This window comes from Salsuginibacillus halophilus, assembly GCF_003014715.1.
Taxonomy (GTDB): Bacteria; Bacillota; Bacilli; order Bacillales; family Marinococcaceae; genus Salsuginibacillus; species Salsuginibacillus halophilus.
Genome location: NZ_PYAV01000007.1, coordinates 49570 through 66219, shown reverse-complemented (window position 1 = coordinate 66219; position 16650 = coordinate 49570). Strand labels below are relative to the sequence as shown.

The window sequence follows — 16650 nt, the reverse complement described above, 5'->3', positions numbered from 1 at the left end:
AACCTACTCCTTCAGCACAGAATTAATATAGACGTCAGGCTCCAGCAGTTCTGCAGCAATGGCTTCGGAATACTGGAAAATCGGTTCAGCAGCAAAGCCCATAATGATCGTAAGCGCAACGAGCGGTACAATTGGCAGAAGGACACTGCCGATTTTCATCTGGCTTTGTTCTTCCGTATGCTTTCTTTCTCCCCAGAAGGCATACATAAAGATCTTAATCATCGAGAAGAGTGTTAACAGCCCGACGATCAGTGCAACGGTTACGATAATGTAGCGTCCTTCCTCAAAGCCGGATAAAATGAGCGCAAACTTACTGAAGAAACCGCTAAGTGGTGGAATGCCTGCTAGTGATATCGCTGTGATAAAGAACATCCATGCTAAGACCGGATGTGAACCGAGCAGGCCGCCCATTTTCTTGAGATGGGTTTCTCCAGTGATTTTCTGCGCAGCACCGGCAAATAGAAACAGCGCTGCCTTTACGATAATGTGGTGGGCGATATAATAAATCGCCCCGGCAATTGCAAGCTGGGTATACAAGCCGAGGCCCATCACCATGTAACCAACCTGGCTGATGATGTGGTACGACAAGATGCGTTTAAAGTCAAACTGCGAAACAGCTCCGAGTACGCCGAAAAACATTGTAAACCCGGCCAAAGCAAGAATAATGTTATGTGTAAAGGTCGGGTCATGGTTAAATACGAGCGTAAACATCCGGATGATCGCATAAATACCAACTTTTGTTAAAAGTCCACCGAATAAAGCAGCGATTGCAGCCGGAGGACCGTAATAGGAACGCGGCAGCCAAAAGTAAAGCGGGAACAAAGCCCCTTTCATGGCAAATACGAGTAAAAACAAGATCGCAATAACATTCAGTACGCCGGTTTGTTCCATTTCGTCAATTCTTTCGGCGAGGTGGGCAAAGTTCAATGTACCGGTTGCAGCATACATATAAGCAACCCCGACGATAAAGAACAAGGAGGCGAAAACGTTAATTGCAACATATTTGAACGATTCGCGTAGCTGATAATTTGTGCTTCCGTGTACGATTAGAATGTATGAAGCAATGAGCATCACTTCGAAAAAGACGAAGAGGTTAAATAAGTCGCCGGTTAAAAATGCACCGTTAACCCCAGTAAGCAGGAAGAAGTAAAAAGGGTAGAAGTAATACTTTTCACGGACTGGGGCAATGGTTCGAAATGCAAAAAACAAGCAAGTAAAGCCGACGATGCTTGATAAAACCACCATCAACGTTGCAAACATGTCTGCGACGAAAATAATTCCGAACGGTGCTTCCCAATTCCCGAGTTCTGAAATTTGTATTCCGTCTTGATAAACGACAACGGCAAGTATGATTGATAATACAAGCAGAGCTGTCATCGTGATACCGCTGATCCAGCGCTGCAGCGCGTGCCGTTTAACAAGTAGAATTAAAATTGAACCAACAAGAAAAGGAAGCAGTACTGGTAATACGACTAAACTATTCATCAGCAGTACCCCTCAATTTTTCAAGATCATCTGTTTGATGTGCTTTGTACGTTCGATAAGCAAGTACAAGTAAAAAGGATGTTACACCAAAGCTGATAACAATGGCGGTTAAAATCAGTGCCTGGGGCAGTGGATCGGAAAACGCAGTTGCATCCTCGCCGAGTAATGGAGGAGCGCCGGCTTTTAAATCAGCCATTACGAGTAGCAAAAGGTGCGCTCCGTGCGACATCAACATCAAACCTAAAATGACGCGGAGAATGCTTTTTGTCAAAATCATATACGTTCCGACCATAAAGAGGACACCGACCGTGATTGACATAAGGATTTCCATAAGTGCATCCTCTCCTAATTTTCAATATCACCTTCAGAAGCAGAGGCCGGCCGGAGCCGGCGCTACTTGTTATACATCTTCGCGTCCGTTCATCCGAAGCTTGATCATCGTCACAACACCAAGGGCAGCAATCGCTAAAACAAGAACCTCAAGAATCGTATCAATGGCACGGAAGTCAACAAGAATTAAGTTAACCATGTTTTGACCGCCTGTAAGCTCGTACGTATTCTCAATGAAGTACTCCGAGATCGCCCCGAATGGACGCTCATGCTGCATTGCGTGTGCACTAAATGCAATAAGTGTAACAGTTACACCGACAGCAACTGAAATGACGGCGTTCGTAAGTTTAAATACCGGCTTAAATGTTTCTTTTCTAATCTCCGGCAAATGATAAAACGCAAGCAGGAGCAGAATGACCAGTACTGTTTCCACGAGAAGCTGAGTAATGGCAAGGTCCTGCGCCCGGAAGACGACAAAGAAGAGCGCAAGTAAAAAGCCGATAACCCCGATTGTAATAATCGCCGTAACCCGGTGATTGATAAACGGCATAACAAGCGTTGCTGCAATAAACAGAATGGTAAGCACCCACATATGTGGAGAAATCGGTGCCAGATCCTGCGTGTTAATGGCGAATGCATCTGCATAGAACATTGAATAGAGCAGCAGCATGACCATAAATACGAGCATAAACGCAAAGTAATCACGGAGAAGGCCGGTCATTTGAATACGTGTTACCGCCTGCGAGCCAGTGATTAAGCCGTCAAGAGAACCGTCATATGCCCTGTTTAATGGATCGCGCTCTTTTTGATAAATCGAAAGCGCAGACCATTTGCCCATGTTAATGAATAACAATGCACCAAAGGCTACAACCCCAAGGGTCATAAAGATTTCTGCGTTAAACCCGTGCCAATGATAAATATTAAAGATCGCTGATTCAATATAATTCATGGAATCAGGAATGATTGCTGCCATCGCTGGCTCAAGGATGGTATAAGTGAGCAGGTTCGGGAAGAAACCGAAAATGATCACTAAAGAGCCGAGAATAACCGGGCTGATCAGCATTCCTTTTGGTGCTTCGTGTACATGGTCAACTTCGTAATTGCTCGGTTCAAATTTCCCTGTAAAGGTACGGAAGAACATGATCAAGCAATACAAGAACGTAAAGATACTTGCGATCCAGGCAAATACCGGGAAGATAAAGCCGACCGTTTCCATGTTAAAGATGTTTAATTCAGTGGCGTTTAACACACCGGTGAAAAACATCTCTTTACTTAAGAAGCCATTAAAAGGCGGCAAGCCGGCCATAGCAGCTGTTCCAATTAATGATACGGTAAATGTGACCGGCATGATGGTCATTAAACCACCAAGTTTTCGGATATCCCTTGTGCCGGTTTCGTGATCTACAATCCCGGCGGTCATAAACAGGCTTCCTTTAAACGTTGCATGGTTCACTAAGTGAAATACAGCAGCGAGTGTCGCTGTTGCGTACATCGTTGTTTCATCAGCATCTGTAAAATAAAGCGAAGCTGAACCAAGACCTAAGAGACACATAATTAAACCGAGCTGACTGATGGTTGAAAAGGCAAGGATCCCTTTTAAGTCTTTCTGTCTGACAGCTGATATGGAGCCCCAGGTTAACGTTAAGATACCAAAACCTGAAAGTAGCCAGAACCATTCAGGTGTGCCTCCAAACACAGGTGTTAAGCGGGCGACAAGATAAATACCAGCTTTAACCATTGTCGCTGAGTGCAAGTATGCACTAACTGGTGTCGGCGCTTCCATCGCATCCGGCAGCCAGATGTGAAATGGAAACTGGGCTGATTTTGTAAATGCTCCTAAAAGGATTAAAAGCATTGCTGGGAGAAACAGCGGGCTTTCCACCACTTGATCTGCTTGTGCGATGATCTCTTGAATGCTGAACGTGTCGGTCATGACATACAAAAGTGAGAAACCACCGAGCATTGAAAAACCGCCGAAGACCGTAATCATCATTGATTTTTGTGCACCGTAAATCGATGCCTGCCGGTGGAACCAATAGCTGATCAGTAAGCTTGAAGCTAAACTCGTCAACTCCCAGAACACATAGATGACAATAAGGTTGTCAGTTAAAACAACACCAAGCATTGCCCCCATGAACATCATTAAGTAAACATAAAAGTTGTGCAGCGGTTCGGTTTTTTTCGATAAGTAATAAATCGAATACAAGACGACAAGCGCACCGATTCCTGTGATTAAAAGCGCGAATAGAAGGCTGAGCCCGTCAACGTATGCATTGAAATAAATGCCGAGTGAAGGAACCCAGGGCAGGTTAGCTTGATGCGTACCTCCGCCTGAAGTTACAGGAACATAAGTTAAAAAGTAAGCAAACAAAGCGAGCGGCAAAAGAAATACAAACCAACCGGTGTGAATGTTTCGAGCGTACCGATACAAAAATGGTATAAGTATTGCAAGCAAGAATGGCGATATAATTGCCAAGTGCAGCCAAGTCATGGACGGGTAAACCTCCTTATGAATAATTTGCATTTTAGGCGAACAGAAGAAAAGAAGCTGCTAGAGCTTCTTCAATCGGGCGTATCATCCCATTCGCACTTTGACATGCAGACCGACGCTGTCGATTTTAGTTACATCGTACCGCTTTGACACATAACTAGAGTAAATTATAACTTAAAACGATTTGCCGTGCATCCTGTAATGCCTAGTTTAACCGGAATGGATACAAACTTATAAATATGATGAAATTCGACGTCATTTAAAAATTTTTCTTAAGAATGTATAAAAGTGAAGACGAATCACACCTTAATAATTGAACGTAAATCTCCTTAAATGGTGTGATTTGACATGAAACAAAAAATCGTAATGAGTTTAAGCATTTTTGCAACAATGTTTGCTGCAGCACTTGCAGCTGATTTATGGACAAACCCCGGACTTCATGAAGCAGAAGTTCATCCGGAGCGGGCGCTTTTGTTAGAAGCAAGACCGCTTGAAACGAATGTTTGGCTGTCACCGCGCGAATATATTCAGCGCCTCCCGGACTCGTAGGTCTGCTCTGTTTATGGCTCCGGGAAAATCTTTAAATCGGCGTAAAATGGAGATTGAACAAGGAAATCTTAAAAAAGGATTTATGGTAAATGACTCAATTTCATAATGTCGCTTCATGGGCGATAAAACAAATGCTCCGTAAATTTAAAAGTGGCCGAAACGAAAGACGGCGACGCCCAGAGGGACAAGTGCAGGCTGAAGATCTACTTGTTCGAATTGAAATCAATCGAACAAGTTAGTTGAAGGCAAGCCCACGGGAAAGCGTCCGTTTTCGTTTCGGTTACGTTCATTGATCGGTTTTTATCCTCTAATTATGAAATTCATTTAATTAAGAAAACTTATCTATAGAATTAACATAGAATTCAAATTTGTAACACGGGTATTTGTCAGCTTGTGGATCACGGGTACGTGACAGTTTATGCTAATAATGAAATGTTCGCGTAAATGCGTATTTAGCACAGCTGGATTTAAAAGTTCATGGTTGTTTGGATGAAAAAAATCAAAGCTGGCCTTTGAGGCGTTGAGCCAAAGGCCAGCTTTGATAGAGGGCAAAAGTTATGAAAAGAAGTTATCTTACAGGTGTGCGTATAATGGTAGGTAGAAATGATATGTGCGCTCAGTCCTTCATAAAAGATACAAGTGCCATTGGAAGGACAAGCCATTGACTGCAATGCCATTAGAAACAGCCCGAGCCAAATTCCAGCAAGTAGCGATTGCCTCCCCAGGAAGTTAAGGTTTGTCTTGAACTTGATATTTATACGTTGATGTTTTGTATTTTTTAAGGTGTTAGGACAGCTTCTTTAACCTGAAGGGAGCGGCGCTCGATTTCAGCCAAAAGTAGAACAATAAAATCGTAAGACAGATTGAACTCAAGGGCCTTGTTATAAGTTTCGAGTAAAAGGTCATCGGACATATAATACATATACAGACGCTGCTGTAAGCAGCCGTTCACTCCTTTCTGTAACTTTTTGTGCATTGGATGAATGTGTAAACTTGATCTATATGTAGCGTAGCACGCTTCTAGAAGGAGAACAACCGTTCTTGTTATCCACAATCAATCGTGGATAAGCTGTTAATTAAATGTAAATAAGTGTTAAAACCACTGATGAATCAGCATTCATTCCGTGGATAATTTATCCACAAGCTAAATGAACCGGGTGAAATTGTCGAAAATTATTTTTGTTAAAATTGAAGACAGCTTAGTGCTTAAACCGAAGGTGGATTGAAAAAAGACGGTATAGCCGTTATACTTTTTGTTTAGTTGAGCGAAGAAAAAATATGAAATCTGCAGTCTACGGAAGGGGTAGCGTGCTTGCTTACAAAATTCGTACCGGATCAATTTGTACCATCAGTTTATGATATTAATCTTGAAGATTTAGCAGCCCGTGGTTTTCAAGGAGTCATTACTGATCTTGATAATACGTTAGTTGAATGGGACCGTCCGGAAGCTACACCGGCGCTTATGGAGTGGTTTGAGCAAGTTAAAAAAGCCGGCTTGAAGTTAACCATTGTATCAAATAATAATGAAAGCAGAGTGCGTGCGTTTTCAGAACCGCATGGCATTACATTTATTCATTCAGCGAGAAAGCCTTCACGCCGGGCCTTCCGTCGTGCTTGTGCAGAAATGGATACAAAAACCACCGAAACGGTGGTGGTTGGAGATCAGCTACTCACCGACATTTTAGGTGGAAATCGTGGCGGCTATTATACGATCTTAGTTAAGCCCGTAACTGATTCAGACAATATTTTTACAAAAGTAAACCGCAGTGTGGAGCGCCGGGTGCTTAAACGTTTAAAGAAAAGAGGCTATAACATTGAGGCAGGAGGTAAAACGAATGACAAGTGAAACGTTAACCTGTCATGGGTGCGGGATTGAGCTTCAATCAGAAGATGCTGAAAAGCCCGGCTATGTACCAAAAGCAGCACTGTCTCGTGAGGAAGTTATCTGTCAGCGTTGCTTTAGACTGCGTCATTATAATGAAGTTCCAGATGTTCCATTAAGTGATGAAGATTTTGTAGCCATCGCCAATCAAGTTACAAAAGCAGATGCTTTCATCGTGAAGATTGTAGATATCTTTGATTTTGAAGGCAGCTGGATCGATATGTTAACTCGTTCGTCTGACGGACAAGATGTTATGATTGTGGGTAATAAAGCAGACGTACTGCCGAAGTCTGTGAATCAAAATAAAGTCATGCTCTGGATGCGAAGTGAAGCAGAAAAGCGAGGGTTGCAGCCGAAAGACGTCCGGCTGATGAGCGCATCGAAAGGTCACGATGTTGAAAAAGTTGCCCGGGCGATTGATCAACACCGTAAAGATCGCGACGTTTATGTTGTTGGGTGCACAAATGTTGGTAAATCTACATTTATTAATACATTGTTGAAGCAATTAACTGGAGAAGGCGATGATGCTTTAACAACTTCAAGGTTTCCTGGCACGACACTTGGTATGATCGGTGTTGAGCTTGACGATGGCAGTATGCTTTATGATACGCCGGGGATTATCAACCCAGAGCAGATGGCACATTTTGTTGGGCCAAAGGAACTTGAACAGATTATGCCTGATAAAGAAATGAAACCATCGATTTATCAGTTAAACCCAGGGCAGACACTGTTTTTTGGGGGGGTGGCGAGGCTCGATTTTGTAGAGGGCTCTCCGTCGTCTTTTGTTTGTTATACAGCAAATGATCTGCACATTCACCGAACGAAAACAGAAAATGCTGATGACTTATATGAACGGCACCGAGGTCAGATGCTTGCACCCCCCGGGGTTGAAAGTTTAGAAACATTTCCGCCGTTGAAAGTTCACGAGTGGGAAATTCGCGAGGAAAAAACTGATATTGTTATTCCAGGTCTTGGCTGGATCACAGTTGTTAATGCAGGTGTGAAAGTTAAGCTCCATTTACCAGATGGTGCAGGGGCAACCTTGCGAAGTGCAATTATTTAATAGAGGAGAGCAAAGGTATGGCAAATCTTTATGCGCTGCTGGGGCATCCAGTTGGACATTCAATGTCTCCCGAGCTTCATAATACTGCTTTTAATAAACTTGGTTTACCACACCGCTATCATGCCTTTGATACCGCACCTGAACATTTGCCGGCAGCGGTTGCGGCTTTGAAAACGCTCGGTGTTGCCGGTTGGAATGTAACTGTGCCGCATAAAGTGGCAGTGATGGATGAGCTGGATGAGATTAGTGAAGATGCACAAGCCATTGGCGCTGTAAATACAGTGGTTAACAAAGATGGCCGGCTCATCGGCTATAATACGGACGGTCAAGGCTATCTTGATTCATTAATTGATGCTATTGGGCCAGCGCTTCGCCATAAGCGCGTGCTTATTATCGGAGCCGGCGGCGCAGCTCGTGCGGTAGCTACTGTATTGTCGCGCTACGGTACAGCCGGCTTATTTGTTACAAATCGAACGGCAGAAAAAGCAGAAACTGTAGCGGCTGAATGTGCATCAGCTACAGAAATCGTGCCGGTTGATCTTGAAACGGCAAAGCGTGAAGCTATCGATTATGATTTATTTATTAATACAACTTCGGTAGGGATGAGCCCTCATATCGATGAAGTTCCGTTTCCGGTTGAGGCAATGGATGAAAACAAATGGGTGAGTGACCTTATTTATAACCCGGAAAAGACGAAATGGCTGCGCGAAAGTGAAGCGCGGGGCGCAGGAGTTCACAACGGACTGGGGATGTTCGTCCGTCAAGGGGCACTTTCTTTCGAATTATGGACAGGGGAGGCCCCGGACCTGCAAGCCATGACACAAGTTGTAAAGCGACGCTTAGGAGGAAATATTGATGTTAACAAAGAAAGATAAGCAGTTTTTACGAAAGCAGGCTCACCAAGTGAAGCCTTTATTTCAAATTGGCAAAGCAGGGATTACCCCGAATTTTATTCAGCAGATCCGCGAGGCGCTTGAAGCTCGTGAATTGATTAAAATCAGTCTCCTGCAAAATACATTAGAAGATAAACATGAAGCGGCCCGCCTAGTAGCAGAGCGGACAAATGCTGAAATTGTCCAAGTGATTGGTCAAACGATTGTTTTGTTCCGTCGCTCGGAAACTAAGCCGAAGATCGAACTGCCGGCTGACTAAGGAGTTCTTGTCATGAGACGTATCGGATTGCTAGGGGGAACATTCGACCCGCCGCACATGGCTCATGTCATGATTGCACAGGAAGCACTCATCGGTTGCGGTTTAGATGAAGTTTGGTTTATTCCAACGTACATCCCCCCGCATAAAACGCGGGAAAATATGGCCTCAACGAATGACCGTGCAGATATGGTCGCAAGTGCGGTTGAAGACAATGAACATTTCTTTTTTTCTGATGTTGAGTTAAAGCGTGAAGGTGCATCCTATACGATCGATACGGTCCGCTCATTAATGAATGATATTGAAACACCTGCAGAGCTTTACTTTATCGTCGGTGGTGATATGGCGGATACGCTTGATACGTGGAGAAACATTGAAGAGCTGCGCAGGCTTGTGACATTTATTGTACTCGACCGCCCAACTTATTATGCGTCACCGCCATTTCAAGAAGGTGTAATCCACTTGAAAGCACCACGGTTTGATATCTCGTCTTCTGTATTGCGCGAACGGATCCAAAACAACCAAAACATCCGCTATTTAGTGCCGGAGCGCGTACGTAATTTAATTGAAGCGAGGCGGTTATATGAATAAAGAAAAAGTTTTAGAGCAGGTGCAGGCCGCTTTAACAGAGCATCGTTATACGCACACGCTTGGCGTCAGAGATACTGCTGTACGGCTGGCGCAAATGTATGGGGCGGATGTGGAGCGAGCAGCGTGGGCGGCAATTATACACGATTATGCAAAGTTTCGTTCAAAAGAAGAGATGGCTGATATCATTAAAAATGAAGGAATGGATACTGCATTTGTTACGTACGGCGGTGAATTACTGCACGCTCCGGCCGGTGCAGTTCTTGCCCGGGAAGAACTTGGGGTGAAAGATGAAGCCATTTTAGAAGCAGTTGTATGGCATACCACAGGGAAACCGGGGATGACAGTGCTGGAAAAAGTGCTGTTTTTAGCGGATTATATTGAACCAAACCGGCGTTTCCCCGGTGTGGAAGATGTAAGAGCACAGGCAGATGAAGACTTAGACGAAGCAGTCTGCACAGCACTTGGGAATACAATTACATTTCTTATCAAAAAGCGGCAGCCTGTCTTTGAGAAAACGCTAGCTGCTTACAATGAGCTTATCCTTGCATAAAAGCAGCACATTCAGGGAAAGAACATGACAACCCACCGAAAAAGGAGGGCATTCCATTTATGGAGCCAAAAGAAATTTTAAAACTTGCTGTTGATGCAGCAGATGATAAAAAAGCAAAAAGTATTACTGCCTTAAATATGCAAGGTGTTTCATTGCTTGCTGATTACTTTGTCATTTGTCACGGTTCTTCAGCAAAGCAAGTGCAAGCGATCGCCCGTGAAATTAAAGACCAGGCGCACCTGTCAGACCTTAACGTTCAGCGTATGGAAGGTTTTGACGATGCAAAATGGGTATTGATTGACTTAGATGATGTCGTTGTTCATGTTTTTAACGAAGATGAGCGTTATTATTATAACTTGGAGAAACTCTGGGGCGACGCAAAAGAAATGGAAGTTCAAAATGTATAACGTCGCGGAGGCGTGCACGCATGTATGAGCGGCTGTCTTGGATTTACGATGATTTAATGGAAGATGCACCGTATCAAGCATGGGCCGAGCGGGTGAAAACTTCACTTTTAAAACATGAGCAAGCGGTTAATCACGTGCTTGACCTTGGGTGCGGTACCGGTACAATGATGTTGCTGCTGCTTGATGAAGGATATCATGTAACTGGTGTGGATTTATCTGCAGAGATGCTAGCTGCTGCACAAGGAAAAGCGGCGGCTCACGGATATGAGCCGCCGCTTTTTGCCCAGGATATGCGTGCGTTAGAAGGACTCGGTACGTATGACGCTGTTATGGCTTGGTGTGATACCCTTAATTACGCCGGGGATGAAACGGACGTTGAACGCGTTTTTTCCGGGGTTAAAGCTCACTTGAAGCCGGGAGGATTATTTTTGTTTGATGTTCACACCCCTTACAAGATGACAGAAGTATTTCCGGGCACATCGTTTGCTGATGCATCAGAAGACGTTACAGTGATTTGGAATGTATTTACCGGAGAGGATCCGCTTTCCGTTGAGCACGAACTAACTTTCTTTGAAGAGCACCCGTCCGGTTTGTATGAACGAAGTGATGAAACCCATATGCAGCGCACCTTTCAGCCTGAGGAGTACCGCCGGCTGCTTGAAGCTCAAGGTTTTAGCCGCGTGCATTACGAAGCTGACCATCCTGATGAAGCAGTGGCTGAACGTTTTTTCTTTACAGCTGAACGCTGAGTTTTGCTGTACTTTTCAACAAGAGTTCGATATGATAAAGCTTAACCATTTCCATTAAGCTTTTGGCGCGCATGCGAAAAGTTTGCTGACACCATTTCTTCGTCTTTCGCAAACTTCGCATGTGTCGCTGTAAATAATGGAGAAAACACACCACGAAGCTGTTCCTCCAGCACCTTCAAGCCGACCCCTGTCACCCCATTTGGCACACATACTTTTTCTTGAAGCTCGGCAAACGAATACCCGCGTTTTAACAATTCACCCATCCCGATCACCATCTCTCGTATATACTGTTCTGCTTCTTGCTGGCGGATTGAAGTGGTTTGTTCTGCAGCGGTCATCATTTCCTGCAAAATAAAGCTTGTGAAGGCCGGACCGCAGCTGATCAAATCTGAAGCGGCTCGTGTCGTATCAGCTATGATTGGTAACGGCTCGCTGAACTGGCGAAACCAAGCCGATAAACCAGCGCGCTCCGCTCTGTTAAATCCGTCACCAAAATCAATTAAAGAACCACCCGCTTGTGCTTCATTTGTAATGCTCGGGATGAACTGGACCGTGCGGCACGGAAGCAGCATAGCTAAATCTGAAGCAGTCACCGGGCTGGTGATGGAGACAACGACTTGCTCTTGTTTTAGCAGCCCGCTTATGTTTTCACACACATCACTAAACTGATCCGGTCGTACAGCAATAAAAATGAGGTCCGCGGCTTGAATTAATGACTGGAGTGTAGACACGCAGCTTCCGCCGGTTGCAGCTGCTACAGCTTCTCCTTTTGCTTTCGTCCGGTTGAATAGCATTAAATTTTCCGAGGCTACTGCACCACTTTCAACCATCGTTTTTGCAAGCATGCCACCCATCGTTCCAGTTCCAATTACACCAACCTTCATATATTCATCTCCTTAACTTCGAATTCATCAATTCAATTTATGTCATTTGTGAGGTTTTTAGAATAAAACTTGTAGGTAAGTCAATTTCATAATGGCGCTTCATGGACTCCTGTCAATAAAGTGGACACTATATGCCACAGATTGGCACATTTATAATCGTAATCTGCTGCTTGATTTTCTAAAAAAAACGAAGCACTCTCCGGGCTCTTCACTTTCTCCCTGATCTTACGATACTGAGTGTGCTTCTTTGGTTTTGGTGTACGCTGAATGTGCCTTTGTATACGCCATTTCAGCCTCCATTGGACTAACGTAATTCAGAGAGGAGTGCATTCGATGCTGGTTATAAAAGCGGATGTAGAAGTCGACCGCCGCATAGGCTTCTTCTTTTGTGGCAAAGGTCTGTTTGTGTAAAAACTCTTTCTTAAGCGACGCAAAAAAGCTTTCCATACAGGCATTGTCATACGGGTCGCCCTTCCGGCCCATACTGATCACGGCTCCGGCTTCCTCAAGCGTCTTCACGTACGCATTTGAAGTATATTGAGAGCCGCGGTCGGAATGGTGTACAAATCCTTCCTCCGGGCGGCGTCGGGCGATCGCCTCCCGTAGGGCATTTAACGACAGCCTGGCTTCCATGTGATCATCGATCCGATAGCTGATAATCCGGCGGGAGAACAGATCCATCACCGGATTTAGATAAACGAACCCCTCTAAAGTGAAGGTATACGTAATATCTGTGGCCCAGGTCGTGTTGGGGAAGTCCGGAAGAAACGATCGGTTTAAGTGGTTCTCGAAGACTTTTTCGTCGTGATCTGAATCCGTTGTCACCACATACTTCTTTTTCTGCACGGCATACAGCCCAAGCTCGCCCATACGCTGAGTCACCTTACGCTCAGATACCTTAAGGCCGTCCTTCTCACGCAATAACCGCCAGATTCGCGGACTGCCGTAACACCCGTAATTTGTATGGAAGTGACGCAGGATCAGCTGATCCAGATGGCGGTTGAAGGCTTCACGTTCTGTTTCCTCCCGGCTTATACGTGCTACATATGCATAGTATCCGGAACGGGACACCCCCAGGACATGGCACATCTTCTCTAGGGCGTGCTGGTCACGATGTTCATGAATGAACTCGAACCTTAGGATTTTTCTTGCGTGAAGATGTGCATGGCTTTTTTTAAGATTTCATTTTCCTCTTCAAGCTCGAGCCGCTCCTGCTTTTCTTTCTCCAGCATTTCCTTATACTCTGAGGCGGTAAGGAGCTGACTCTGGGCTTCCTGTTTTTCTTTTCGCTGCTGATCCCTGAACTTTCGCACCCACTTCTGAATGGTGGAATACGGAATATCCAGTTCTTTCGATATTTTCACGATAGAGTGGCCGTCCTGCACAATCATTTTGGAGACATACTGCTGGAATTCGGGATCCCGGTGTTTCTGTCCTTTGGCCATTAAGTTCACGCCCTTTATCATTGTTATCTTTCATGTAACCATGTGCCAATGTGCCGTGCCCACTATTTATACTAACTTCATTCATGAGCGATAAAACGAACGATATACATTGGAAGTGATTTATAATCCGTAAAATTAAAAGTGGCTGTCTGAAGTGAAGGTTACGTTAATTGCTCGGCTTTTATCACCTTATGAAGAATATTGAAATTCATTTAAGTAAGTGTTTTCGTGAAGAATGACTTGAAATAGAAGGAGCTGTCTGTATATGAAACGTGAGCGTCAAAAAGTTTATGCCGCTGCCGGGGCTGCGGTTTTGATTCTTTGTCTCGGGGTTTTTTTAATTGTGTCTGGTGGACCAATTGCACCAAAAGAAAGCAAGGATCCGGCGGAGCTGCTGTTTACAGATGATGACATAAATACCGGAGCTGATAAAGTTGAGGCGGAACCAAAAGTGGAAGAAGGAGAAATAGATACGGTCACTGTTGATATTAAAGGTGAGGTCGTTGAGCCCGGGGTGTATGCATTTGCTGAAAATAAACGGGTCGTGGATGCTGTGAAAAAAGCGGGTGGTGTAACAGAAACCGGAAAGGAAGAAGCAGTGAACTTAGCAGAGCGACTTTATGATGAAATGGTGATTTACGTCCCGGATGAAGCCGCTGTAGAAGAAGAGTTTTCACCTGCCACGGCTGGAAAAGGTGGGGATGTAGGGGTATCAATTAACCAAGCGGATGAATCAGAGCTGCAAGAAATTAACGGCGTTGGTCCGGCGACAGCAGAAGCAATTGTGACCTATAGGGAGGAGAATGGGCGATTTACGTCGAAAGAAGAGTTGACGGAAGTTAGCGGCATTGGTCCAGCTACGCTGGAGCGGATGGAAGACGAAATTTCTATTCACTAATGTTGTTTGTGCATTTAAGTTAAGGAGGCGGAATGATGACAGCAGATAATTGGAGTTTAGACACACTTGCAGTACATGGCGGTCAGGAAGTAGACCCGGCAACAAACGCACGGGCTGTACCGATTTATCAAACCACATCTTATCAGTTTAACGACACGGCACATGCAGCGGATTTATTTTCTTTAAAAGAGTTCGGTAATATTTACAGCCGGATTATGAATCCAACGCAAGACGCATTTGAAAAGCGGGTGGCATCGCTTGAAGGCGGGGTTGGTGCGCTTGCAGCCGCGAGTGGAACGTCAGCTATCCAGATTGGCATATTAAACATATGCCAAGCCGGTGGTGAAATCGTAGCATCAAGTGCATTGTACGGTGGCACATATAATATGTTTGTACACACGCTGCCGAAGTTTGGTATTACCGTTCACCTTGTTGACGGGACAAACCCGGAAGCTTTTCAGGAAAAAATTAATGAGAATACAAAGGTGATTTTCGGTGAAATGATTGGCAACCCAAATGGGGATGTGCTTGATATTGAAGCTGTTGCAGCAGTTGCCCACGAAAATGATCTGCCGTTAATGGTTGATGCAACCGTTGTTACTCCTGCACTCTGCCGTCCTATGGATCACGGCGCAGACATTGTCGTTCACTCTGCCACGAAGTTTATGGGTGGTCACGGCACAACGATCGGTGGTGTTATTGTCGACAGCGGTAAGTTTAACTGGGCGAACGGAAAGTTTCCGGAGTTAACCGAGCCGGATCCAAGTTATCACGGGGTATCTTATACAGAAGCGGTAGGCGAGCTTGCTTATATTATTAAAGCCCGGGTTCAGTTAATGCGCGATTTAGGCCCTGCTCTTGCGCCGATGAATGCCTTTCAGCTGCTGCAAGGTCTTGAAACACTCCACCTTCGTATGGAACGCCATTGTGAAAATGCAAAAAAAGTTGCTGAACATTTAGAAGCGCATGAAAATGTTCGATGGGTCAGTTACCCAGGTCTTGAATCCCACCGGTCTAAGCAACAGGCAGACCACTATCTTTCAAAAGGAGCAGGCGCAATTTTAACGTTCGGTATTGACGGTGGGACTGATGAAGGACGAAAATTTATTGAAGCTCTACAGCTGCATTCGCACGTTGCAAACGTAGGGGATGCGAAATCGCTTGTTATTCACCCTGCAAGTACGACGCATCAGCAGTTAAGTGAACAAGATCAAAAGGCTGCCGGTGTAACACCGGATTTAATCCGTTTATCTGTAGGTATTGAACACATTGATGATATTATAGCTGATATTGATCAGGCACTTGCAGCAAGCCACACCTAAACGTTTTTGCGCTTTTTCCTGTTGTTTCGTATACTAGAAAAATGAAAATGGACACAGGAGTGAAGTGTGTGGAACGTTTGTCTTGGCATCAATACTTTATGGCACAAAGTCATCTGCTTGCAAAGCGGAGTACGTGCCCCCGTCTTGCGGTGGGAGCAACCATTGTTCGTGAAAAGCGGATCATTGCCGGCGGTTATAACGGCTCAATCTCCGGAGGCGATCATTGTCTTGAAGAAGGGTGCTACGTTGTAGACGGGCACTGCATCCGTACGATACACGCAGAAATGAATGCGCTTTTGCAATGTGCAAAATTCGGTGTCAACGCTGAAGGAGCAGAAATTTATGTGACTCATTATCCATGTGTACATTGCGCTAAAGCGATTATTCAAGCTGGCATTCAGCGGATCATTTATGCGGTGGATTATAAAAATCACCCGTATGCCGCTGAATTATTTGAACAGGCCGGCGTAGTGGTAGAGCAAGTAGAGCTTGAAGAAGGCTTGTTTGAAGAAAACCGTGAAGAAAAGATGGCGCTTGCTGCTGATGTGTTAAAACGGCTGGAATCAGCAGGCGTTGAAGGTGAAGAGATACGCGAATGGTACGAGCGCATCAATCAACTTTTCTACAAATAATCAACAACTTCGGTATAACGAGCGCGGCAGCCCTCCTGCTGCGCTATGTTAACCTTTCTACTTTTCGTTAACAATTCCTAATCCTCAATAAACTCAAAACTTTATATTCCTGCAAAAATTTTGGTTCTTAGACGTGATTGTTTGGACATTAAGCTTATGAATGTCAAATGAGTGATATAAACCTGGATCCTCTCTGAAAATACGCTGCATTTTAAGGTAAGGC

The 16650-nt window shown here is 44.7% G+C and carries 19 protein-coding genes; 12 read left to right on the top strand and 7 right to left on the bottom strand.

All coding sequences use genetic code 11. From position 1 onward, the window contains the following. Window positions 1–3: 3 nt before the first annotated feature. From B0H94_RS07835 to B0H94_RS07825, 3 genes are all read right to left on the bottom strand, one after another. Window positions 4–1485 carry a Na+/H+ antiporter subunit D gene (locus B0H94_RS07835; RefSeq protein WP_106588715.1) on the bottom strand — a complete coding sequence of 494 codons (1482 nt, stop codon included), beginning with the start codon at window positions 1483–1485 and terminating at the stop codon, window positions 4–6. Next, window positions 1478–1816, bottom strand: coding sequence for a Na(+)/H(+) antiporter subunit C (locus B0H94_RS07830; RefSeq protein ID WP_106588714.1), 339 nt, complete (start codon window positions 1814–1816; stop codon window positions 1478–1480). The genes B0H94_RS07835 and B0H94_RS07830 overlap by 8 nt, the downstream gene beginning before the upstream one ends. Window positions 1817–1885: 69 nt before the next feature. Then, window positions 1886–4306, bottom strand: a complete 2421-nt coding sequence (locus B0H94_RS07825) for a Na+/H+ antiporter subunit A (RefSeq protein WP_106588713.1) — start codon at window positions 4304–4306, stop codon at window positions 1886–1888. A 348-nt stretch (window positions 4307–4654) separates the two neighbouring features. Here B0H94_RS07825 and B0H94_RS07820 point away from each other — a divergent pair, with 348 nt between their 5' ends. After that, window positions 4655–4855 (top strand): hypothetical protein, encoded by a 201-nt coding sequence (locus B0H94_RS07820; RefSeq protein WP_106588712.1) that lies wholly within the window; start codon window positions 4655–4657, stop codon window positions 4853–4855. 778 nt (window positions 4856–5633) lie between these two features. Here the strand turns inward: B0H94_RS07820 and B0H94_RS07815 are convergent. Continuing rightward, complete coding sequence (locus B0H94_RS07815) at window positions 5634–5768, bottom strand: sporulation histidine kinase inhibitor Sda (RefSeq protein WP_345789039.1); 135 nt, start codon at window positions 5766–5768, stop codon at window positions 5634–5636. A gap of 399 nt (window positions 5769–6167) precedes the next feature. Here B0H94_RS07815 and B0H94_RS07810 point away from each other — a divergent pair, with 399 nt between their 5' ends. From B0H94_RS07810 to B0H94_RS07775, 8 genes are read left to right on the top strand one after another with little or no spacing between them, the layout of a single operon-like run. Continuing rightward, a complete protein-coding gene (locus B0H94_RS07810; protein WP_106588710.1) occupies window positions 6168–6701 on the top strand; it encodes a YqeG family HAD IIIA-type phosphatase in 534 nt (177 codons plus the stop codon). Continuing rightward, window positions 6691–7800 carry a ribosome biogenesis GTPase YqeH gene (yqeH, locus tag B0H94_RS07805; RefSeq protein WP_106588709.1) on the top strand — a complete coding sequence of 370 codons (1110 nt, stop codon included), beginning with the start codon at window positions 6691–6693 and terminating at the stop codon, window positions 7798–7800. The genes B0H94_RS07810 and yqeH overlap by 11 nt, the downstream gene beginning before the upstream one ends. Before the next feature lie 17 nt (window positions 7801–7817). Further along, on the top strand, window positions 7818–8675 hold the full coding sequence (aroE, locus tag B0H94_RS07800; protein ID WP_106588708.1) for a shikimate dehydrogenase: 858 nt from the start codon (window positions 7818–7820) through the stop codon (window positions 8673–8675). After that, complete coding sequence (gene yhbY, locus B0H94_RS07795; RefSeq protein ID WP_106588707.1) at window positions 8656–8952, top strand: ribosome assembly RNA-binding protein YhbY; 297 nt, start codon at window positions 8656–8658, stop codon at window positions 8950–8952. Before aroE ends, yhbY begins: the two co-directional genes overlap by 20 nt. Before the next feature lie 12 nt (window positions 8953–8964). Then, a complete protein-coding gene (locus B0H94_RS07790) occupies window positions 8965–9540 on the top strand; it encodes a nicotinate-nucleotide adenylyltransferase (RefSeq protein ID WP_106588706.1) in 576 nt (191 codons plus the stop codon). Beyond that, on the top strand, window positions 9533–10090 hold the full coding sequence (gene yqeK / locus B0H94_RS07785; protein ID WP_106588705.1) for a bis(5'-nucleosyl)-tetraphosphatase (symmetrical) YqeK: 558 nt from the start codon (window positions 9533–9535) through the stop codon (window positions 10088–10090). The genes B0H94_RS07790 and yqeK overlap by 8 nt, the downstream gene beginning before the upstream one ends. 59 nt (window positions 10091–10149) lie before the next feature. Next, a complete protein-coding gene (gene rsfS, locus B0H94_RS07780) occupies window positions 10150–10497 on the top strand; it encodes a ribosome silencing factor (RefSeq protein ID WP_106588704.1) in 348 nt (115 codons plus the stop codon). A 20-nt stretch (window positions 10498–10517) separates the two neighbouring features. Further along, window positions 10518–11246 (top strand): class I SAM-dependent DNA methyltransferase, encoded by a 729-nt coding sequence (locus tag B0H94_RS07775; protein ID WP_106588703.1) that lies wholly within the window; start codon window positions 10518–10520, stop codon window positions 11244–11246. 41 nt (window positions 11247–11287) lie between these two features. Here the strand turns inward: B0H94_RS07775 and comER are convergent, their stop codons facing one another. From comER to B0H94_RS07760, 3 genes are all read right to left on the bottom strand, one after another. Next, window positions 11288–12130 (bottom strand): late competence protein ComER, encoded by an 843-nt coding sequence (gene comER, locus B0H94_RS07770; RefSeq protein WP_106588702.1) that lies wholly within the window; start codon window positions 12128–12130, stop codon window positions 11288–11290. 225 nt (window positions 12131–12355) lie between these two features. Next, window positions 12356–13255, bottom strand: coding sequence for an IS3 family transposase (locus tag B0H94_RS07765; protein WP_245893940.1), 900 nt, complete (start codon window positions 13253–13255; stop codon window positions 12356–12358). Between the two features lie 11 nt (window positions 13256–13266). Beyond that, window positions 13267–13575 (bottom strand): helix-turn-helix domain-containing protein, encoded by a 309-nt coding sequence (locus B0H94_RS07760; protein ID WP_181315314.1) that lies wholly within the window; start codon window positions 13573–13575, stop codon window positions 13267–13269. A gap of 265 nt (window positions 13576–13840) precedes the next feature. On the opposite strand from B0H94_RS07760, the gene B0H94_RS07755 reads away from it, so the two are divergent. The 3 genes from B0H94_RS07755 (at window position 13841) to B0H94_RS07745 (ending at window position 16427) form a co-directional block, all read left to right on the top strand. Further along, on the top strand, window positions 13841–14473 hold the full coding sequence (locus B0H94_RS07755) for a helix-hairpin-helix domain-containing protein (RefSeq protein ID WP_106588699.1): 633 nt from the start codon (window positions 13841–13843) through the stop codon (window positions 14471–14473). 35 nt (window positions 14474–14508) lie between these two features. Beyond that, window positions 14509–15795, top strand: coding sequence for a homocysteine synthase (locus tag B0H94_RS07750; protein ID WP_245893934.1), 1287 nt, complete (start codon window positions 14509–14511; stop codon window positions 15793–15795). A 68-nt stretch (window positions 15796–15863) separates the two neighbouring features. After that, the gene (locus B0H94_RS07745) at window positions 15864–16427 is read left to right on the top strand and encodes a ComE operon protein 2 (protein WP_106588697.1); all 564 of its coding nucleotides are present in this window, start codon (window positions 15864–15866) and stop codon (window positions 16425–16427) included. Window positions 16428–16650: the final 223 nt, after the last annotated feature.